Here is a 20,060-nt window from a genome sequence, read left to right as displayed (position 1 = left end):
CACTCTTTTTCTGGGCCGACGTCGATATTTTTGCGTGAACTGATTTTTTTTGATGCAAAAATGAGAGCGCTCTCTTTTTATTTATTGGGCGTAAATCGTAGTCTGTCTTCCTGACCACGAGACCTGAAACCAGACAATCCCAACCGATGGCTGTCTCTGATTTAAGTAGAGGAAAAACGCATGGATCTGGAAAACACAATCATGGAGTTGTTGGTTCACGCAGGAAGCGCCCGCAGCCATGCCATGATGGCGTTACAACACGCCCGCCGTGGTGATTTCCCTGCCGCAGAGCAGGCAATGGGCGAGTCGCGTCAGGCAGTGTCTCATGCCCACGGCATGCAAACTGAGCTTATTGGTTTGGATGAAGGCTGCGGCAAAATCCCGGTCAATCTGATCACCGTCCATGCGCAGGACCACTTAATGAATGCCATGGTCATTCAGGATTTAGCCGTTGATATGATTGAGCTTTACCGCCGTTTACCGCCAGCACCTGCAACCGCGGTAGACGCATTACAGGCCAGCCATTGCTAGCCTGACCTCACGCAATACATCGTTTTAACTAGCCAAGCACTGACAAAAATAGCCATTAACAAATAATAATGCGGAAATAATCCGCTCGGGGGTGTGTAGTGTCTAAACCGAATGTCCTGCTCGAACGTTATGTTTTGCCTTTTGCTTTGAAGATAGCCTCGCAAAAGCACGTCCTGTCGGTGCGTGACGGCATCATTTTGAACATGCCATTTATGCTGATTGGCTCGTTCTTCCTGATTTTTGCGTACCTGCCAATCCCAAGTTACGCCAACATGATGGGCGAGGTGTTCGGCGCGGCTTGGCGCGAAAAGCTACTCTACCCGGTGAAAGCGACCTACGACATCATGGCGATTATCTCCAGCTTCGGCATCGCCTACCGTCTGGCTGAGAAGTATAAAACGCTGGACCCGCTGACTACCGGCGCCGTGTCGCTAGTGGCATTCATTCTGACTATTCCGCAAAACACCCTGTTCCAGCCACTCAATGGCGCGACCGAGCAAATCATCAAAGGCGTGTTGCCAATGAATTTCATCGGCAGTCAGGGGCTGTTTGTGGCGATTGTCATCGCCATACTTTCGACTGAAATTTATCGCTTCGTCCACGACCGCAATCTGGTGATCAATATGCCTGCGGGCGTGCCTCCGGCGGTGGCGAAATCCTTTTTGGCGCTGATCCCAGGCTTTGCCGTTATGGCGGTAGTGCTGGCCCTGCGTTTAGGGGTTGAAGCCACGCCGTTCGGCAACATCAACAATATGATTGCCACCATTATCGGCATCCCGATGCACCATATTGGCGGTACGCTGCCGGGAATGATTTTCTCGGTGATACTGATTGGTTTGCTGTGGATGGTGGGGCTGCACGGCGATGCCATCGTGCTGGTCTTCATCCAGCCGGTGTGGCTGTCGAACATGTCCGAAAACCTGACCGCCTTCCAAAACGGCCAGCCTATTCCGCACATTATCACTCAACAGTTTTATGACTTATGGATAGCGCCGGGCGGCACCGGAGCCTTGCTGGGGCTGGTTATCTTCATGCTGCTGCGCGCCCGCAGCGCACAGATGAAACAGCTGGGGAAAATCGCCGCGCCGGGCTGCCTGTTCAATATCAGTGAGCCGATGGTGTTTGGTATTCCGCTGGTGATGAACCCATATTTCGCTATTCCGTTTATCCTCACGCCGGTGATTCTGGTGATTGTGACTTACACCGCGATGGCAACCGGGCTGGTGACGCCACCGGTGGGCATTGCGCTGCCGTTCACGACGCCCATCTTCATCAGTGGCTATTTGGCGACCGGCGGGCATATTTCCGGCACGGTGATTCAGGTGGTGAATCTGGCAATTTCACTGGTGATTTACTATCCGTTCTTCCGCGCGTGGGACAAGTTGAAGTTTAAAGAGGAGCATCAGGCCGCGCAGTTAGAAGCTGAGAAAGCACAAACCGCCGCAGGTCAGTTAACCGCGCGCTGATTTGAGCACTGCTGTAGCAAATTGAAGAAACAAAAAAGCCCGGCGTCTGTTCTCCAGCACCGGGCTTTTGCTGTTAAAAGTGGCTTAGAACCAAGTGGTTACTGCGCCGGTCACATCCCACTGCTCATTCACTCGCAGCAGCTGACGCCATCTGTCGAAGGTCAGGCATGGGTGGGAAATATCGAAAATCAGCATGTCGCCGACTTGAATATCGGCTCCCGCTGGCACTGACATAAAGGCGTGTTGGTCCATCATCTTGATGATTTCCCATGACTTATCTACCGGCACTACCGTAGTGTAACCTGCCGAGTGGCTGCTCTGTGGGCGAAAATGCCCGGCAGCTACCGGGAAACCGGCATCTGGCCCGGCGTCGCGGCGACCCAAACCAATGATAACCCTGCCCGGCTCAGGCAGCGACTGCACGTAGGCCCACACCTGTAGCGCGGGTTGCAGGCTGCTGTTCATCTGGCGCGCCACCGGGTTTTGGGCCTGAATGCGCTGATTAGCCTGCTGGTAAATCCCGGCATCATGAGTCAGATAGCAGCCAGAGCGCAAAACAACATCCAATGTAAAACGCTGCTGGTTGTCCAGATACTGACTGTCGCGCCTAAACTCCTCAGCCACCACGTCAAACCACGCTGAGCCCGCGCCGGTGAGAATCACCGTCGGCTCGGCAAAAGCACCGTTCTGCGCCAGAGCTTCAGTGCGTTGCATCACGTGTTGCAGGAAGGCGCGGATCGGCGCTTCTTCATTAATTACGCCTTCATAAATTTCCACACCCACCAGCGATATAGCCTGCGGCCAGCGCTGAATGGCTTCCAGCACCTGCTGCTCCTGCTCGGCATTGCGCACGCCGGTGCGCCCACCGGCCAGACCATATTCCAACAGCACCCGTAATCTCTGCTGGCGTGAAGCAAAGAACTCGCCGAGGGCGTCTACGTTGGCCGCAGAATCCACAATACAGGTGAAATCGAACTCGCTATCCTGCGCCAACAGCCCGGCGATCACCGCCATATTGGCTTTGCCGACCAGTTGATTAGCCATGATCACTCGGCGCACGCCGTGCTGAAAGGCCGCGTTGACCTGCGGAGCCGTCGCCAGCGTGATGCCCCACGCACCGTGATCCAGCTGCAACTGGAAAAGCTCGGGGCTCATGGTGGTTTTGCCGTGCGGAGCCAGTCGGAGGTTGTAGCGGCGGATAAACTCGCTCATCCACGACAGGTTGTGCTCTATGCGCTCATCCAGCAGCACCGCCACCGGCAGGCTGACCTCTTCTCGCAGAATATTCCATCCCTGCTGGCCAATGTCCGCCATCTGCGGTTCGTCAGGCAATGTGCCTAAGCCTTTGGTTTGGGTATTGACCGGCTGGGAGGAGAAGTCATAAAGCGAAGATAAATCATAGAGTTCTGAAAAATCATACGGCTGGGAGAAGTCAGGCTCGGACATGATGGCTCTCGTTTGGCGTTATCTGCGGATGGTTAATGCCAACCTAGCGCACCCGCAGGTCTGGGGTAAAGCCCAAAATCGGCACGCTGTGCGAGAAGCTGCCAGCAGGTGCCAATTTCTGGGCTGGCTGTGGCTTATTTAGGCAGCGTTTGCGCCAGCTTGATGGTGGCGGCGATGTTGCGCGCAGTGTTGTGCAGGTTCTCGGCGGCATGTTCCAGCGCCTCTTCTAAGGTGCAAATAGAAGAGAGCACGCTAAACACCGCATCCAGGCCGTGGTCGAACACCACATTCACATCTTTGGTCAGGCTGCCGCCAATGCCAATCACCGGCTTGTTATGCTTTTTCGCCACCCGCGCGACGCCAATTGGCACCTTGCCATTAATACTTTGGCTATCGATGCGCCCTTCGCCGGTGATCACCAGCGTGGCGTCTTTCACTAAGGCTTCTAGCCCCAATGCTTCAGTAACAATCTCAATGCCCTGACGCAGCTGCGCGCCGCAAAAAGCGTGCAGCCCGGCCCCCATTCCTCCGGCAGCTCCGGCCCCCGGCAGGCTGTCTACGTCGATTTCAAGGCTCTGTTTAATCAGCTTGGCGAAGTGAGCAAGATTGCCATCGAGCTGCTTAACCATCTCCGGCGTAGCCCCTTTTTGCGGGCCGAAAATCGCCGACGCGCCATTTTTGCCGGTCAGCGGATTAGTCACGTCACAGGCCACTTCGAATCGGCAATCTTTGATTCTGGAGTCCAACTCGCTGATATCTATACTGTTGAGCTGCTCCAGCGCGCCGCCGCCGTGAGCAATCTGCTGGCCCTGTTTATCCAACAGCTTGGCCCCTAGCGCCTGCACCATGCCCGCGCCGCCGTCATTAGTGGCACTGCCGCCAATGCCAATAATGCAATGTTTAATACCGTGGTCGAGGGCGTGGCGAATCAGTTCGCCGGTGCCGAAAGAGGTGGTTTTCAGCGGGTTGCGTTTTGCCTGCGGCACGCTTTCTAGGCCACTGGCCGCCGCCATTTCAATAAAGGCGACTTTGCTATCGCCAGACAGGCCGAAGAACGCCTCAATGGGATCACCCAATGGGCCGGTCACTTTGACTTTCACCACTTTGCCCCGAGTCGCGGCAACCATGGCTTCTACCGTGCCTTCGCCGCCGTCGGCGACCGGCAGTTTGACGTATTGGGCGTCGGGGAAAATCTCCCGAAAGCCGCTTTCAATGGCTTTCGCCACTTCCAGCGCCGATAAGCTTTCTTTAAATGAATCAGGTGCGATAACTATCTTCATGCACTGCACGCGTCGCTCGAAAAAAGCGTCCTGTTGATGAATTTATCTAGCTACGCAAGGAAACGGCGCCCTTTCAGCGCCGCTCTCTCGGTCAACTACCGGGTCACTTCTACCTTGGCTAAGCTTTCATAATAGCGTGCAATTGCGCTGTGGTCAGACTGCCCCAGCCCGTCGGCCTTCAAAGCTTGCAGCATTTCCATCACCTGCGCGGTGAGCGGCAGCTGTGCGCCAATGCTGTGCGAGGTGTCCAACGCGTTAGCCAAGTCTTTGATATGCAAATCAATGCGGAAGCCCGGCTTGAAGTTGCGCTCCATGACCATCGCCGCTTTGGCTTCTAATACCGCGCTGCCGGCCAGCCCGCCGCGAATAGCCTGAAAAACTAACTCCGGCTCGACGCCCGCCTTGGTGGCTAATACCAACGCTTCGGACATTGCGGCGATATTCAGCGCCACGATCACCTGATTCGCCAGCTTGGTGACATTGCCCGCGCCGATATCGCCGGTATGCACCACCGAGGTCGCCATGGCCTTCATCAGCTCATAGCATTGCTCGAACACGGCTTTATCGCCGCCGACCATTACCGACAGCGTGCCGTCTATTGCCTTTGGCTCACCGCCGGACACCGGCGCATCAAGCATTGCCACCTGCTTTGCCGCCAGCGCTTGGCTGATTTCCCGACTGGCCAGCGGCGCGATAGAGCTCATGTCGATAACCACCAGTCCGGCGCGAGCCCCCTCGATAATACCGTTTTCACCCAGCACCACCTCTTTTACCTGCGGGGAGTTCGGCAGCATGGTGATAACCACATCGCTCTGCTCGGCGACGGCTTTTGGCGTGGCGGCGCTGGCCGCTCCGGCATCCACCAGTTGCTGAGTCGTCTCATGATTGTGGTCCAACACCACCAGTTGATAACCCGCCTTAAGCAGGTTTTTACTCATGGGTTTGCCCATTATCCCTAAACCAATAAATCCTATTTTCATGCTACGGCCTCGTTGAGTATCAAGAAGAGAGCCATTATAAAAATCAGCCCGCGGGCGAGCAGTGGGCAGAAGCCCAAAGCTAAGGGGGAAATTCACCTGTTCTGACTGGCATATGCCCAATGGAGCGTGAGGCATATCGCCTAACTTAGCTTAGGTCGGGTTATCGAGTTGCAGGGCGATATACAGCAGCAGGCGATCGTCGAAGTTCGACAGATTCAGGCCCGTCAGGCCAGAGATACGGCTCAGCCGGTTTTCGAGAGTATTGCGATGAATAAACAGTGCTTTAGCCGTAGCGATGGGCTGAACGTTATGAGCAAACCAGACGGCCAGCGTGCGGCGCAGCAGGCCGCTGCTGTCTTCGGCATTGAGCCGCGCCATCGGCAGAGCCAGTTCGTCGGCCTGCCAACCATCGCGCAAACCGTCGAGTAACACCGGCAGCATTAGGTCCTGATAGCAGTAGCTGCGTTGTTGCGGCGCGCGCTGTTTGCCGACCGCCATGGTGGTTTTAGCAGTGAAATAAGAGCGCGCGAGGCTGCCCGGCCCGGTGAAATAGTTGCCGAGCGCCACGCGAATTCGCACCTCGCTGTCTTGGTCCATCCGCGCTATTAGGCCGTCGACGCGCTGGCGCTGGGCTTCGGGATCCCAGCGCTTGGCCGCGTTGAGCGCGGGTTTGAGGACCACGATTTCACTGAGAGAAACCGTGGCAATCAGGTTGTCCTGCTCCGGAGCTGAGAGCAGAGCCTGAAGCTGTTGCAGCTCGGCCAAGGCGTGTTCGACGCCAAGCTGGCCGCTGTCTATCGCCACCACCACGGCGACGCGCGGTTTGTGCAAGTCGATACCCAGTCGTTGCGCCCACTCCACCAGCTCGGCGGGAAGCTGCTCGGCGCGAATCAAATTCAGCACCAGCTCTTCGCGAATGCGGCTGTCGTGCGCCAGCATCTTCAGCAAGCGCGACTGCTCGAGCATCATTTCCGCCGTCATGCACACCAGTTCGCCATATTGCCGCAGCCGGGTCGGGTCACCGCTCAGCCCGATAGCCCCGACAATCTGTCCGTCGACGCGCAGCGGCAGGTTAACGCCGGGGCGAACGCCATGCAGATGGCGCGTCACTGCGTTATCAATGTCCACAATGCGTTGCTGCGAAATCGCCAGCAGCGCGCCTTCGTGCAGTTCTCCAAGGCGCTCGGCGTCGCCGGAGCCGATGATCCTTCCCCGGCTGTCCATCACGTTGACGTTGCTGTCGATGATTTGCATCGTGCGATCAACGATTTGCTGCGCCAAGGTGTTTTCTAAGAAATATGTCGCCATGTCCCTGTGCTCCTACGCTGTTTCCCTTGGCTGCCAGCATACTCATTCAGCGAGGATTGGGCAGAGCCAAGTGAGGGAAATGCGAGACATCGCGCAGATCTCCGCCAACTTTCATTGTTGCGCCGCCGCCAATAAAAAAAGCACGCCGAAGCGTGCCTTTATACCCTGATTTAATAGCGCGGAATTATTGCGCTAACAGGTAGATAGAGGTGTCACCGCGTTGAATATCCAGCGCCAGCACGGAAGGTTTGCTGTCGAGGATTTTGCGCAGTTCGCCCAGATTCGCGACTTTCTGCTGGTTAACGCCCAAGATCACGTCATCCTTTTTCAGGCCGATGCGTGCGGCTTTACTACCCGGCTTCACGGCATCAACTTTCACACCTTTCTGGTCGCCAACCTGACCATTGCTCAGTTCAGCCCCTTCAATACCGGTGAAGATATTGCCGGAGTCGACTTTGGCGGTTTGCGTGCTCTGCTCAATGGTCACTTCAACGTTGACCGGCTTGCCGTCACGCAGCAGGCCCAGCGTCACTTTGGTGCCGATTGGCAGTGTGCCGATGTCAGCGCGGAAGGACGCGAAGCTGCTGATTGGTTTGCCGTTCATGCTCAGGATAACGTCACCCGCCTTGATACCGGCTTTTTCAGCGGCAGACTTCGGCATAACTTGGCTGATAAAGGCACCGCGCTGGGCGTCGACCTTCATGGCTTTCGCCAGTTCAGAGTTCAGCTCAGTACCCATGATGCCCAGCTCACCGCGCTTCACTTGACCGAATTCGATCATCTGCTTGGTCAGGTTTTTCACCATGTTACTTGGGATAGCAAAACCAATACCGATGTTGCCGCCGTCTGGCGCAAGGATAGCGGTGTTCAGACCAATCAGCTCACCGTTAAGGTTCACCAGAGCACCACCGGAGTTACCGCGGTTAATGGCGGCGTCGGTCTGGATAAAGTTTTCGTAGTTTTCGATATTCAAACCACTACGGCCCAGTGCGGAAACAATACCTGAAGTCGCGGTTTCGCCCAGACCATACGGGTTACCGATAGCCACGGTGTAGTCACCGACGCGCAGCTGCTCGGAGTCCGCGATTTTAATCGCGGTCAGGTTTTTGGCATCAATCAGCTGAATTACCGCGATGTCGGAACGCGGGTCTTTGCCAATCACTTTCGCCTCAAATTTACGGCCATCATTCAGCTGGACGCTGATTTTGGTGGCGTTATCCACCACGTGGTTGTTGGTGACCACATAGCCTTTATCAGCATCAATAATTACACCTGAACCCAGCGCGCGGAACTCTTGTTTCTGCGCTTCTGGTGCAGGTTGGGAGTCGTCATCGCCTTGGCCGCCCTGGCAGACCGGAGAGCCTTGGAACGGCGAGCCGTCCTGACACAGCGGCGAGTTTTGACCAAAGAATTGCTGGAACTGCTGCCCCATGCGTGGCGTTTTGGTTGGCGCGCTACCCTCAACGTTTACGCTAACAACGGAAGGCATCACCTTTTCCAGCATAGGTGCCAGACTTGGAACTTGAGTGGTACTGGAAGACGCCGTTTCTGCGGCAAATGCCGATGAAACAGGGGCCACAGCCATACCAACACTTAACGCCAAAGCGCTCAGGAATAGAGTAGTTTTTTTCATCAGTCGAATTCTCTTTAAATATGCTTTTAAAATTATTTATGGTGACCAGAAAGCATCACCTTGCTCGGTAGTCGTGATACTGAGATTTAATTAAAAACGGGAAGTTCATTTACGTCGAAACGACAATGGTAAAAAAATATTGTGGTAATTTACAAAAGCCTATTTTTTAACCACTACGTTATGAAAATAGAGGTTTCTTTACACTTATGTTTCGACCAATTCGGCTAAATTTATTATTCAGCGGCCATTAAGCGGCGATATTCATCGTAAGCGTAAAGATCTGTCATTCCACTGATATAGTCCTGAATCATTCGCGCGCGGTAATAAAATTCGCTAATCACGCGCAGGCTTTCAGGCTGCTTCTCAAGCTTGGTGATCGCCTCATTGTAGGCCAGACGATGCTTGGCAGACAGCTTGTGGAACAGTCGAGTTTCAATCGGATACTTGCGGTGAGTATCGTCACGAACCAGCTGGCGGAATTCATCCAAAGGCATATCAAGAATTGGGCTGTAAATATCCAGCAACCCACTTATTACCCGATAACCCTGTAATTCCAGCTCTTCGACTTCGTGATGATTAAACACCTGTTTGAATGCCACACTTTTATATGTTTTTAACAATCTATTAGCTTGGCTTACATCTTCTAATAATGCCTGATTAAAATTACCGGCAAATATGGCAGGAAGATTATCAATGAAACGAATGGCGGCGTGAGGCACCAACTGCTTCACGGTCTGCACGCGCAATTCCATAAAGAAATAATCGACCGGGTTACGAAAAGTCTTAGCGCGATCCATTTTCTGATAGGCGGTGCGCACCACTTTCTCAAACCAGTCATTCTCTTCGCTCTCGCCCCACTCGCGCTCTAAGTGCTCAAACAGCTGCTCGACAGTGAAAATGTTCTTCTCCACGGCATCTTCTAAGTCGGCGATGCAGTAAGAGATATCGTCGGCGGCCTCCATGATGTAAGTCAGCGGGAATCGGCTGAACTCGCCCATGTTTAGCTCGCCGCGCAGCCGCTCAATGAAAGGCTCTTCGGCCAAATAGAAGCCCGGCTTTTTCATCAGGTAAGCCTGCTCTTCCGGGATTGGCGCGGCCCAGTAGGCGGGGCGGGTGTACTTTAATATGCAGGCGGTTTGGGAAAATGTCAGGTTGAGTTTGAGCAGAGTAAACACCAGTCGAATGGCCTGCGCGTTGCCGTCGAAGTTGCACAAATCATGGCGGATCTTGCTGCGCAGCTGGTTCTCTTGCTCTTCGCCTTCCTGAAGGCGTAAGAAGTCAAAAGTACAGTTGTCGCTGCTCTGCGGCACCGTGCCGCAGCTGGCGGTATCCATGCGCTTGGCGAACCAGTTATTAATGGCGGATTCGCCAAAATGGCCAAATGGCGGGTTACCGATGTCATGCATCAGGCAGGACATCTCGACCACGCTTTCAAAAGGATCGGTAAAATCGGTTAAGCCGAGCTTGTCGAGTTTCCCCTGTCGGCGCAGGCGATGGAGGATCTCTTTGGCAATGTGCCGCCCCACTTGCTGCACTTCCAGCGAGTGCGTCAAACGGCTGCGCACCGCGGCGTTTTTCTCCAGCGGGAAAACCTGCGTTTTTTGCTGTAATCGGCGAATAGCCGCCGAGTTAATGATTCTGCCGCGATCGCTTTCAAAGTGGCGAACCACATCATACTCATCACGCGCATCAGCTACTGGCGGGCTGAAAGGCCGCTGAAAATTGAATTTGCTCTTAAAATCTATCCCGGACATTTTTTCTACCCTTTTCAGCCACTCGCGCGTCAATCTGACATCCTACCAGCTTCCCAAACGCATTATCTTGCCATTAGCCATGATAGACTATCGCTTAATGTGCTTGTTATAAAAGCTTCAATTCCGCACATATGTACCCAAAATCATTCAAGTTGCAGGGTATAGCGGCCCCCTTCCACCTCATCTGCGAGTATTACTATGAAAGTTGGCATCATTGGCGCAATGGAACAAGAAGTTACCCTGCTGCGTGACAAAATCACCAATCGTAAAACCATCGAGCGCGCTGGCTGTGAAATCTACACCGGCCAGTTGAACGGCGTTGACGTAGCGCTGTTGAAATCAGGGATTGGTAAAGTCGCCGCCGCGATGGGCACCACGCTGCTGCTGGAACACTGCAAGCCGGACGTGGTGATCAACACCGGTTCTGCGGGTGGCTTGGCGAAAACGCTGAAAGTGGGCGATATCGTGGTTTCCGAAGAAGTGCGTTATCACGATGCTGACGTGACGGCTTTTGGTTATGAGCCAGGCCAGATGGCGGGCTGCCCGGCGGCTTTCGTCGCTGACCCAGAGCTGATTGAACTGGCTGAAACCTGCATTCGCCAGTTAGACCTCAACGCAGTGCGCGGCTTGGTGTGCAGCGGCGACGCCTTCATCAACGGCGCAGCGCCTCTGGCCCGTATTCGCGAAACCTTCCCATCCGTTGCCGCCGTAGAGATGGAAGCAGCCGCCATCGGCCACGTTTGCCATATGTTCGGCACGCCGTTCGTGGTGGTTCGCGCGATTTCCGATGTGGCAGATGCTGAATCCCACCTGAGCTTCGAAGAGTTCTTAGTGGTAGCGGCAGAGCAATCGACCTTAATGATCGACGCGATGCTGACCTCTCTGGCCAACAGCGACCGCGCGTGATCCCAAGGTTTCTGTGCGTGATCTTGTGCTTATGGCTGCCCATGGCGGCCATTGCACAACCCGCCCAGCGCGTCATCAGCCTTGCTCCCAACCTGACTGAACTGGCTTACGCCGCAGGTCTGGGCAACAAGCTGGTCGGCGTGAGTGCTTACTCCGACTTCCCGCCAGAAGCCAAAGGCATCGAGCAGGTTGCCAGCTGGCAAGGTGTCAATGTCGAACGAATTTTAGCCCTCAAGCCGGACTTGGTTTTAGCCTGGCGCGGAGGCAACCCGCAGCGCCCACTCGAACAGCTCAGTTCGCTTGGCATTCAGGTGCTGTATCTTGATCCTGAAAGCATTGAGCAGATAGCTCAAACCCTCGAGCAGTTATCCGGTTACAGCTCAAACCCCAAGTTGGGGCAAGACGCCGCGACCAAGCTGCGCCAACAGCGTGACCAGCTTAAGCAGCAATACGCGCGATCTCAGCCGCTGCCGGTATTGGTGCAATTTGGCACTCAGCCGCTGTTCAGCGTTTCAAAAGCCACGCTGCAAAGTGAAGTCGTTTCACTCTGCGGTGGCAAAAATATCTTCGCAGAAAGCCGTGCGCCTTGGCCTCAAGTGAGCAGAGAGCAGGTTTTAGTGCGTCAACCCCGGGTAATCGTCATTACTGGCGATAAACAGCAAAAACAAACTATTAGCCAATTTTGGCAGCCCGCGGTGAATGTCCCGGTGGTGAACCTTAACGCCGACTGGTTTAGCCGCGCAGGCCCGCGCATCATCATGGCCGCTCAACAACTTTGCACCGCGCTACAGCCAATCGATTCTGAGTGAGTGTCCGCTCACTTACTTGTAGTCCCTTTCCTCGCCTCCTGTAGTCCCTGTCTGAATTGACCATTTGTTGCACAAAATCAATTTTATCATTAGTTGTATTTGGTATTATGCCGGTTAGAAATTAATCGATATAAACAGCAATAAACACTTCCTGAATAATCATTAATTTCAAAAAGATAACCTCAAAAACTCCGAATTATACGCATTACAAGAACCTAACTTAATCTGACGCCAAAACCTTGTATTTCTTTAAAAAATTAAAGATGGCTCGGTAATTGGCCGATAACTGTTTTCAGCGTTTGGATGTTTTTTTGATTTAGATGACGACACACACCTGGAATGAACCATGATAAAAAAAATATTGCTGAGTACGCTGATTATACTGAGCCCTATCGCGGCGATGGCGGGCATGACCAGTGGAGAGATTCAGATCAGTTTAACTATCCTGCCAACCTGTGAAGTCAGCGTGGCAAATGCACAACCCTCGGTCAGATGCGCACAGCACAGTTTTGGGCAGCCGCGTATCAGTGAGAGTCAATTAGAGGCAATTCCGGGGATTTCGTTAGGTTCGAAGTTAGTGACAGTAGAATGGTAAAGCACAAAAAAAGCCCGTTTGACCAATGAGGTAAACGGGCTTTTTATTTCTCTTCATTCCGAATCAGATTCAGAAATCAGCAAATCGTTAGATACTGAACGATGAACCACAACCACAAGTGGTTTTGGCGTTCGGGTTAGTCACGATAAAGCGTGAACCTTCCAAACCTTCAGTGTAATCAACCGAACCACCCACCAAGTATTGCAGGCTCATTGGGTCAACGACCAATGCCACGCCGGATTTCTCAATCGTCATGTCGCCATCGTTGATTTTGTCATCGAAGGTGAAACCGTATTGGAACCCGCTACAGCCGCCGCCGGTGATATAAACACGCAGTTTCAGGTCTGGATTCTCTTCATCAGAGATCAGGTTTTTAACCTTATGGGCAGCCGCTTCGGTGAATTGCAGAGGCAAGGCACTGGTTTCCACTTCGGTTGGATCACTCATTGTTGCTTCACTCATCTTTTTTACTCCCAATCCGTATTCTGTTCAGGCCGCCGGATTGACTGTCTGAATAATGACCTAATTATCTAATAGGTAGCGTTATGGTTCAAGTATGAGCGGTTTTCGCGCCGTCGTCCTGTCTATTTATGCTCTGCTCGGCTTCTTTACTCTCTGCCTTGGCGGCATTTTCCCGCTCCTGCCGCTGTAAAGTGCGGGTAAGTATGGCGGAATACAAGGGCTTACCGCCAAGGAACTGGGCCAGAAGCGTGGCACCCAGACAGGTAATAATCATTGGTAAAATCAGCTGATAATTATCCGTCATTTCTAACACCAAGACTATCCCGGTCAGCGGCGCTCTGACACTGGCGGCAAAAAGCGCGCCCATGCCGGCAATCGCGAAGGTGGCGGGCTCAATGCCGTACTGCGGGAACATCGCCAGACTGGCGCTGCCAAAGGCCGTGCCGAGCAATGTGCCGAGTGCCAGCATCGGGGCGAAAATCCCGCCGGGCGCGCCTGAGGCAAAGCACAGCAATGTGGTGGCGACCCGAAGAATAAAGATAAACAGCAGCATGCCCAGCGTGTATTTTCCCGCCGCCGCGAGGGGGATCAGCGCAAAACCGCCACCGGCGGCTTCGGGCATAAACAGTCCTAAAATCCCACAGAACCCGCCCAGCAGGCCGCCGATAATCAGTACCTTGCGCAGCTTGCCGCCGTGGATTCTGGCGAACATATCCTGAGTGCGGAAAATCAACGCGTTGAACGCGACGCCGACCATGCCAAACACCATGCCCAGCACCAGATAGAGCCAAAGGGTGTTGAGCGGCGCGTTGGCCAGCTTGCCGACTTCAATCACCGCGCCTTCGCCGTTGAAAATGCGGAACACGATGCTCGACATAATCACGCCGATAAACACCGCTTTAATGGAGATCAAGCTGTAGCGGAACTGCAAACGCATCTCTTCGATGATAAACAGAATGCCCGCCAGAGGCGCATTGAAGGCTGCGGAGAGGCCCGCCGCCGCGCCGGTTGCCAGCAGCGAGTGGCGCGCTTCGGCACTGCGCAGGCGGAAAATATCCACCATCATCTTGCCGATATTGGCCCCCATCTGCACCGTCGGCCCCTCTCGCCCCAACACCATGCCCGCGCCGAGCGTGCCCATGCCGCCGATAAATTTCACCGGGATCACCCGCCACCAGCGCACCGGACGCAGCTCTTCCAGCGCGCCTTCTATCTCAGGAATGCCTGAACCACTGGCCTCTGGCGCAAAACGGTGAACCAAAAAATAGCCCAGCATTGCCAGTAACCCCGAGGCGATGAAAGCCACCGGCAGCAGCAAGATCCAATGATCGCTGAACACGCCTAAACCCGTTTGGCGCAGATGGATAACCCAATCCACCGCCTTTTCGAACGCCACGCCAAGCAGCCCGGCGACGGTGCCGACGATCGCCGCGACCACCAGAATCGCGACGGGCGTTTTATCTCGGCGCAGAAAATAGCGCAGAACATCGCTGCGCTTGCGGGGCCCGCGTAGCGCAGCATCTTGGACAGAGTCGTGGGACGAAGTGTCAGTCATGAGTTTGCAGAAATAGGCTAAGAAGATGGGCAGATTTAACCACAGAAAGACCGATTTCGGAAAACGGAATGGCCGCCCAAGCACGTGAAGCGATTTCATAACGCGCCCCACTTCTTTAGAATGGGCGCATTATTTCCCTTTTCTAAAAAAGCAGCACAATCCAGGAGCCGTATATGAGTAAGTCAGAAAGCCTGTTTTCGCAGGCGCAGGCGCTAATCCCAGGTGGCGTAAACTCACCGGTTCGCGCGTTCTCCGGCGTGGGCGGCGTCCCGTTATTCATTGAGCGTGCTGATGGCGCTTTCCTGTTTGATGCCGATGGCAAGGCGTACATCGACTACGTCGGCTCATGGGGCCCAATGGTGCTCGGCCACAACAACGCCGAGATCCGCAATGCCGTGATTGAAGCGGCGCAGCGCGGTTTGAGCTTTGGCGCGCCAACCGAGATGGAAGTCAAAATGGCCGAGCTGGTCACCGATTTGGTGCCAAGCATGGACATGGTGCGCATGGTGAACTCCGGCACTGAAGCCACCATGAGCGCCATTCGTCTGGCCCGTGGCTTCACCCATCGCGACAAAATCATCAAATTCGAAGGCTGTTATCACGGCCATGCTGACTGCCTGCTGGTGAAAGCCGGGTCTGGCGCACTGACGCTGGGGCAGCCGAACTCGCCGGGCGTTCCGGCTGATTTCGCCAAGCATACCCTGACCTGTACCTATAACGATCTGGACTCCGTCCGCGCGGTGTTCGAGCAATACCCTGACGACGTGGCCTGTATCATCGTCGAGCCAGTGGCCGGTAACATGAACTGCGTGCCGCCGCTGCCAGAATTCCTGCCGGGCCTGCGCGCGCTGTGCGACGAGTTTGGCGCTCTGCTGATTATCGATGAAGTGATGACTGGTTTCCGCGTCGCGCTGGGTGGTGCTCAGGAGCATTACAACGTGATGCCGGACCTGACCTGTCTGGGCAAAATCATCGGCGGCGGCATGCCGGTCGGCGCATTCGGTGGACGCCGTGAAGTGATGGACGCGCTGGCGCCAACTGGCCCGGTTTATCAGGCCGGTACGCTGTCCGGTAACCCGATTGCCATGGCCGCCGGTATCGCCTGCCTGACGCAGGTTTCCCAGCCGGGCGTGCATCAGACCCTGACCGAGCTGACTACCCGTCTGGCCGAAGGTCTGGTCGATGCCGCGCAGAAAGAGAATATTCCGTTCGTGGTGAACCACGTTGGCGGCATGTTCGGCCTGTTCTTCACCGACGCAGAAACCGTCACCAGCTATCAGGACGTGATGAAGTGCAACGTCGAGCGCTTCAAGAAGTTCTTCCACCTGATGCTGGAGGAAGGTGTTTATCTGGCCCCTTCTGCTTTCGAAGCAGGCTTTATGTCTCTGGCTCATACCCAAGAAGACATTCAGCGCACCATCGACGCGGCGCGTCGCTGCTTCGCTAAACTTTGATTGTTACCAAAAGCATTAAAAAAGGGGCCAGTTGGCCCCTTTTTGTATTTCTGAGTTGAGCTTTACCTGCCCTGCTTCCTCAGCAAATAGATAAAGTACGGCGCGCCGATAAAGGTCGCCAACAGCCCGGCCGGAATTTGGTCTGGGAAGATGATCATTCGCCCGCACCAGTCGGCAAACACCATCAGCAGTCCACCCAAAATACTGGCGACCATCCACTGAGGGATTGCGCGGCGGAAGCCCAGCATCCGCGCCATATGCGGTGCCATCAGGCCGATAAAGCTCAGCGGCCCGACGGTCAGCGTCGCGGCGGCGGTCATTACCGCAGCCAGCAGCAGAATCGCCGAGCGAGAAGGCGTCAGCGCCATGCCCACCGATTTAGCCGTGACGCTGCCCAGCGGCAAAATGCTCACCCAGCGGCGACAGAATGGTACCAACACCAGCAATACAGCAGCAATGGCCGCCGTGCGCCACGCCTGTGCCATGGTCACCGAGTAAGTCGAGCCGGAGATCCACGTCAGCAGGCCGCCCATGCGCGGGTCGCCGCTGGCCAGCAGTAGCGCCATTAGGGTGCTAAAGGCCGTGCTGAGCGCGATACCGGTCAGCAGCATGCGTTCGGCGGAGAAGCTTTTCAGCCCGGATGAAACCAGAATCACCAGCAGGGTAATGGCCGCGCCCGCGCTCCCCGCCGGCAGTAGCCAGACAAAGGCGTCGCCGGGAACCAGAAACAGCATCAGCACCACGCCGAAGGCCGCGCCAGAGCTTATCCCCAGCACTTCAGGGCTCGCCATGGCATTGCCGGTCAGCTTCTGAATCAGCACACCGGCCGATGCCAGCATCAGCCCGGCAGACAGTGCGGCCACCACGCGCGGTGTGCGCCAAGGCAGCAGCGCATCAAGCTGCGCACCGGTGGACCAGTTCCAACTATGAGCATCGCGCCCGGCCATCAGCGCGACGGCAACGCCCACCACCAGCAGTAACAGCGCCAGCCCAACCCAGCGCACTAAGTGGTGGCGCTCTTCTGGGACGTGGTCGCCCTGATCCATCGGCGGCGGCGACATGCTGTTGCGCAGGCGCGGTAGCAGCCAGAGCAGCAGCGGCGCGCCGACCAGCGCGGTGGCTGCGCCAGTAGGGATTTCCATCCACACCTGAGTCAGGTATTGCATGATTTGGTCGGTCAGCCACAGCAGCAGAGCACCAATCAGTGGCGCGAGGATCAGCCGTGAAGTCAGGCGGCGCGCCCCGAGCATCTTCGCCAATAGCGGCGCGAACAGACCGATAAAGCCGACAATGCCGACGGCGTTAACAATCTGCGCACTCATCAAAATCGCCAGCGCCAGCACGCTGAGGCGCGCGACGTTCAGCCCCAGCCCCAAATTCTTGGCAATGCCGTCATCCAGCCCGAGCAGGGTCATTGGGCGCTGCAACACAAACGCCAGCACCCAGACAATGATCAGCCGGGGCAGCAGGAAGCTCGCCACGCTCCAGTCTTGCTGGTTGAGCGAGCCGGTATTCCACATATATAAGCTTTGCAGCCGCTGGTAATTGAACAGCCCGAACAGGCCATTTATCGCACCGCAGTACAGGCCGAGCACCAATCCGGCGAGGATCAGCGTCACCGGCGACATGCGTTTACCCCACGCAATGCCAAACACCAGCAGCCCAATGACAATCGCGCCAATCATCGCGGCAAATTGCTGTGTCAGCTCGCCGCCCGGCAGGGCCCACAAAATGGATACTGTCAGGCCAAGCTGCGCCCCCGCCGAGACCCCAAGGGTGGCGGGTTCGGCCAGCGGATTGCGCAGTACCTGTTGGAATAACAGCCCGACCAGCCCCAAGGACGCACCGGCCAGCAGCGCCACCGCCACGCGCGGCAGCGTGCTGTAATGGAACATCATCTGATTGACGTTATCGATGCTCGGCTGCCACAGCGCCTGATGCCACTGGTCGAACGGCAGTTGCTGGCGCAGGTTGTAGAAGCTGAGGGCCGCACTGACCAGCGTCAGCAGGATAAGTAAGCTTAGCGTTACGCTGAGAGAGCGACGATTCATGATGCTTTCCCTAGCGTAGCGGTCAGAATGCGGCAAAAACGCATGGCGCTGAAGGTCGCGCCGTAGAACCAGACGGCAGGCACCATGCTCAGCTGCTTTTCGCGCACAAAGGGCATGGATTGCCACAGCGGCGTGCGGGAAACCTGCTCGTAGACGTCGGCGTCGCCGTGCCCGAAGCAGATGGCATGGGCGTTTTTAACCGCCGCCAGACGCTCAATGCCAACACTCACACTGCCCCAGAAGCTGCTTTCGCCCTGCCATGCGTTGGTCAGGCCTAAGTCGAGCATGATCTCCTGAAACAGGCTGCCCTTGCCGAAAACCAAAACGTGGCGCGTGTCGAGGAAGGAGAACAGCAGGATGGGCTTTTGCGCGAAGGGCTGCACCTGAGTGCGGGTGGTGTCCAGCAAGTCGTGATAAATCTTCAGGTGTTGGGCTGCGCGGTCCTGTAAGTCGAGGTAATTCGCCAGCTTATTCAGGGAGCGAATCGCCTGCTGGAGCGGATTCGGGCTGCCGTCGTTGGCCGTCAAACCCAGCACCGGCGCTATCGGCGCCAGCTGTTTGGCATTCGGGCCATAGCCTTGGGACACCAGCAGCAGCGAGGGTTTTAGCTGCTGCATCAGCTCCATGTTCGGCTCCATGCGCTGGCCGACATCAATCACCTGAGCGGGCAGCTTTGGCTCATCCACCCACAGGTTGTAATTGCGGATATCCGCCACGCCCATTGGCGTCACGCCGAGGGCCATCAGCAGCTCGGCTGGTAACCATTCTAGGGCAATAATTTTGCTCAAATCAGGGCGCGTGGCGGCAAAAGAAGGAATAGCCGCCAGCAGCGGAGAGAGCGCCAGCGCCTGTAGCAGGCGGCGGCGATTTAAGTCAGGTGCAGGGAAAATCTCAGACATATCAATATACAAAGCTTACCGGTGCGCCACCGGCTGGGTGCGGGAGGATGCCCATCGGGATACCATAAACTTGCTCAAGCACGTCGCCGCGCATCATCTCTTCCGGCGTGCCTTGGGCAATTAATTCGCCGCCGCGCAGCGCCATCAGATAATCGCAGTAGCGCGCCGCCATGTTCAAATCGTGCAAGACGGCAATCACCGTCAGCCCTTTCTCTTGGCTGAGGCGATGGATCAAGGCCAGCACGTCAACCTGATGGGCGATATCCAGTGCAGAAGTGGGTTCATCGAGCAGCAGGCAGCGGCTATCCTGCGCCACCATCATGGCTAACCACGCGCGCTGGCGTTCGCCGCCGGACAGGCTATCCACCAAGCGATGGGCGAAAGGCTTCAGGCCAACCAGTGAAATAGCCTCTTCGACTTTCTCACGATCTTGATGTTTGAAACGCCCCAGCGCGCCGTGCCACGGGTAACGACCAATCGCCACCAGCTCTTGCACCGTCATGCCTTCGGCAGCGGGCAGTTGTTGCGGTAAATAGGCAACCTGACGTGCAAAGGCTTTGCTATCCCACTGCTCCAGCGGGGTGTCATTTAACTGAATTTGCCCGGCAGAAGCCGACTGATGGCGACCCAGCATTTTCAGCAAGGTGGATTTGCCCGAGCCATTATGACCAATTAACCCGCACACTTTTCCCTTCGGGAAAGTCAGCGACAGCGGCGCAAGCAGCGTGCGTCCGGGAACGGTGAAACTCACCTCTTTCAGGCTGAACGTACTGTCATTAGCATGAGAGTCAGTTTGCGCGGCGGAACGATTCACGGCGTTGTTTGGCATAATATTTTCAGACATTCAGTTAGCAGCTCTTTACGTCAGATTCGAAGAAACAAGAAACGGAAAAGGGCACGAGGTTCCGTGCCCACTTTCCGTTATTACGTC

The 20,060-nt window shown here is 55.6% G+C and carries 15 protein-coding genes and 1 pseudogene; 5 read left to right on the top strand and 11 right to left on the bottom strand.

What is annotated here, in order from left to right:
* Nucleotides 1-180 precede the first annotated feature (180 nt).
* Complete coding sequence (locus GEAM_RS01750) at nucleotides 181-531, top strand: PTS lactose/cellobiose transporter subunit IIA (protein WP_051899370.1); 351 nt, start codon at nucleotides 181-183, stop codon at nucleotides 529-531.
* A gap of 116 nt (nucleotides 532-647) precedes the next feature.
* Nucleotides 648-1,997 (top strand): PTS cellobiose transporter subunit IIC, encoded by a 1,350-nt coding sequence (celB, locus tag GEAM_RS01745; RefSeq protein WP_419471247.1) that lies wholly within the window; start codon nucleotides 648-650, stop codon nucleotides 1,995-1,997.
* Between the two features lie 84 nt (nucleotides 1,998-2,081).
* Here celB and GEAM_RS01740 read toward each other — a convergent pair whose 3' ends face one another.
* From GEAM_RS01740 to dgt, 6 genes and pseudogenes are all read right to left on the bottom strand, one after another.
* Nucleotides 2,082-3,443: an amino acid deaminase gene (locus GEAM_RS01740; protein WP_084674015.1), complete on the bottom strand. Its 1,362-nt coding sequence runs from the start codon at nucleotides 3,441-3,443 to the stop codon at nucleotides 2,082-2,084.
* 134 nt (nucleotides 3,444-3,577) lie between these two features.
* Nucleotides 3,578-4,723, bottom strand: a complete 1,146-nt coding sequence (locus tag GEAM_RS01735; RefSeq protein WP_034787414.1) for a glycerate kinase — start codon at nucleotides 4,721-4,723, stop codon at nucleotides 3,578-3,580.
* A gap of 95 nt (nucleotides 4,724-4,818) precedes the next feature.
* A pseudogene (gene garR, locus GEAM_RS01730) lies at nucleotides 4,819-5,706 on the bottom strand (2-hydroxy-3-oxopropionate reductase); the annotation flags it as partial.
* 147 nt (nucleotides 5,707-5,853) lie between these two features.
* Nucleotides 5,854-7,011 carry a CdaR family transcriptional regulator gene (locus GEAM_RS01725; RefSeq protein WP_034787410.1) on the bottom strand — a complete coding sequence of 386 codons (1,158 nt, stop codon included), beginning with the start codon at nucleotides 7,009-7,011 and terminating at the stop codon, nucleotides 5,854-5,856.
* A gap of 184 nt (nucleotides 7,012-7,195) precedes the next feature.
* The gene (gene degP / locus GEAM_RS01720; RefSeq protein ID WP_034787409.1) at nucleotides 7,196-8,644 is read right to left on the bottom strand and encodes a serine endoprotease DegP; all 1,449 of its coding nucleotides are present in this window, start codon (nucleotides 8,642-8,644) and stop codon (nucleotides 7,196-7,198) included.
* A gap of 233 nt (nucleotides 8,645-8,877) precedes the next feature.
* Nucleotides 8,878-10,398 (bottom strand): dGTPase, encoded by a 1,521-nt coding sequence (gene dgt, locus GEAM_RS01715; RefSeq protein WP_034787408.1) that lies wholly within the window; start codon nucleotides 10,396-10,398, stop codon nucleotides 8,878-8,880.
* A 198-nt stretch (nucleotides 10,399-10,596) separates the two neighbouring features.
* Between dgt and mtnN the strand changes: the two genes are divergently transcribed.
* Both mtnN and btuF read left to right on the top strand, forming a co-directional pair.
* A complete protein-coding gene (mtnN, locus tag GEAM_RS01710) occupies nucleotides 10,597-11,304 on the top strand; it encodes a 5'-methylthioadenosine/S-adenosylhomocysteine nucleosidase (RefSeq protein ID WP_034787406.1) in 708 nt (235 codons plus the stop codon).
* 11 nt (nucleotides 11,305-11,315) lie between these two features.
* Nucleotides 11,316-12,113, top strand: a complete 798-nt coding sequence (gene btuF, locus GEAM_RS01705) for a vitamin B12 ABC transporter substrate-binding protein BtuF (protein ID WP_256594676.1) — start codon at nucleotides 11,316-11,318, stop codon at nucleotides 12,111-12,113.
* A 682-nt stretch (nucleotides 12,114-12,795) separates the two neighbouring features.
* Here the strand turns inward: btuF and erpA are convergent.
* A complete protein-coding gene (gene erpA / locus GEAM_RS01695; protein WP_072009848.1) occupies nucleotides 12,796-13,170 on the bottom strand; it encodes an iron-sulfur cluster insertion protein ErpA in 375 nt (124 codons plus the stop codon).
* A gap of 88 nt (nucleotides 13,171-13,258) precedes the next feature.
* Nucleotides 13,259-14,725, bottom strand: coding sequence for a H(+)/Cl(-) exchange transporter ClcA (gene clcA / locus GEAM_RS01690; protein ID WP_034787608.1), 1,467 nt, complete (start codon nucleotides 14,723-14,725; stop codon nucleotides 13,259-13,261).
* Nucleotides 14,726-14,898: 173 nt separating this feature from the next.
* On the opposite strand from clcA, the gene hemL reads away from it, so the two are divergent.
* A complete protein-coding gene (gene hemL, locus GEAM_RS01685) occupies nucleotides 14,899-16,179 on the top strand; it encodes a glutamate-1-semialdehyde 2,1-aminomutase (RefSeq protein WP_034787400.1) in 1,281 nt (426 codons plus the stop codon).
* A gap of 62 nt (nucleotides 16,180-16,241) precedes the next feature.
* Here hemL and fhuB read toward each other — a convergent pair whose 3' ends face one another.
* The 3 genes from fhuB to fhuC are packed head-to-tail and all read right to left on the bottom strand — an operon-like array spanning nucleotide 16,242 to nucleotide 19,958.
* Nucleotides 16,242-18,230: a Fe(3+)-hydroxamate ABC transporter permease FhuB gene (gene fhuB / locus GEAM_RS01680; protein WP_034787398.1), complete on the bottom strand. Its 1,989-nt coding sequence runs from the start codon at nucleotides 18,228-18,230 to the stop codon at nucleotides 16,242-16,244.
* The gene (gene fhuD / locus GEAM_RS01675) at nucleotides 18,227-19,129 is read right to left on the bottom strand and encodes a Fe(3+)-hydroxamate ABC transporter substrate-binding protein FhuD (protein ID WP_034787395.1); all 903 of its coding nucleotides are present in this window, start codon (nucleotides 19,127-19,129) and stop codon (nucleotides 18,227-18,229) included. The genes fhuB and fhuD overlap by 4 nt, the downstream gene beginning before the upstream one ends.
* A 1-nt stretch (nucleotide 19,130) precedes the next feature.
* Nucleotides 19,131-19,958: a Fe3+-hydroxamate ABC transporter ATP-binding protein FhuC gene (gene fhuC / locus GEAM_RS01670; RefSeq protein WP_034787605.1), complete on the bottom strand. Its 828-nt coding sequence runs from the start codon at nucleotides 19,956-19,958 to the stop codon at nucleotides 19,131-19,133.
* Between the last annotated feature and the right edge of the window lie 102 nt (nucleotides 19,959-20,060).

It is taken from the genome of Ewingella americana ATCC 33852, from assembly GCF_000735345.1.
Taxonomy (GTDB): Bacteria; Pseudomonadota; Gammaproteobacteria; order Enterobacterales; family Enterobacteriaceae; genus Ewingella; species Ewingella americana.
This window is presented reverse-complemented; position numbering and strand designations above follow the sequence as displayed.

Coding starts and splice junctions, on each gene's coding strand:
- GEAM_RS01750 (WP_051899370.1), top strand. CDS start 181: ATGGATCTGGAAAACACAATCATGGAGTTGTTGGTTCACGCAGGAAGC.
- GEAM_RS01740 (WP_084674015.1), bottom strand. CDS start 3,443: ATGTCCGAGCCTGACTTCTCCCAGCCGTATGATTTTTCAGAACTCTAT.
- GEAM_RS01735 (WP_034787414.1), bottom strand. CDS start 4,723: ATGAAGATAGTTATCGCACCTGATTCATTTAAAGAAAGCTTATCGGCG.
- GEAM_RS01725 (WP_034787410.1), bottom strand. CDS start 7,011: ATGGCGACATATTTCTTAGAAAACACCTTGGCGCAGCAAATCGTTGAT.
- degP (WP_034787409.1), bottom strand. CDS start 8,644: ATGAAAAAAACTACTCTATTCCTGAGCGCTTTGGCGTTAAGTGTTGGT.
- dgt (WP_034787408.1), bottom strand. CDS start 10,398: ATGTCCGGGATAGATTTTAAGAGCAAATTCAATTTTCAGCGGCCTTTC.
- mtnN (WP_034787406.1), top strand. CDS start 10,597: ATGAAAGTTGGCATCATTGGCGCAATGGAACAAGAAGTTACCCTGCTG.
- erpA (WP_072009848.1), bottom strand. CDS start 13,170: ATGAGTGAAGCAACAATGAGTGATCCAACCGAAGTGGAAACCAGTGCC.
- clcA (WP_034787608.1), bottom strand. CDS start 14,725: ATGACTGACACTTCGTCCCACGACTCTGTCCAAGATGCTGCGCTACGC.
- hemL (WP_034787400.1), top strand. CDS start 14,899: ATGAGTAAGTCAGAAAGCCTGTTTTCGCAGGCGCAGGCGCTAATCCCA.
- fhuB (WP_034787398.1), bottom strand. CDS start 18,230: ATGAATCGTCGCTCTCTCAGCGTAACGCTAAGCTTACTTATCCTGCTG.
- fhuD (WP_034787395.1), bottom strand. CDS start 19,129: ATGTCTGAGATTTTCCCTGCACCTGACTTAAATCGCCGCCGCCTGCTA.
- fhuC (WP_034787605.1), bottom strand. CDS start 19,958: ATGCCAAACAACGCCGTGAATCGTTCCGCCGCGCAAACTGACTCTCAT.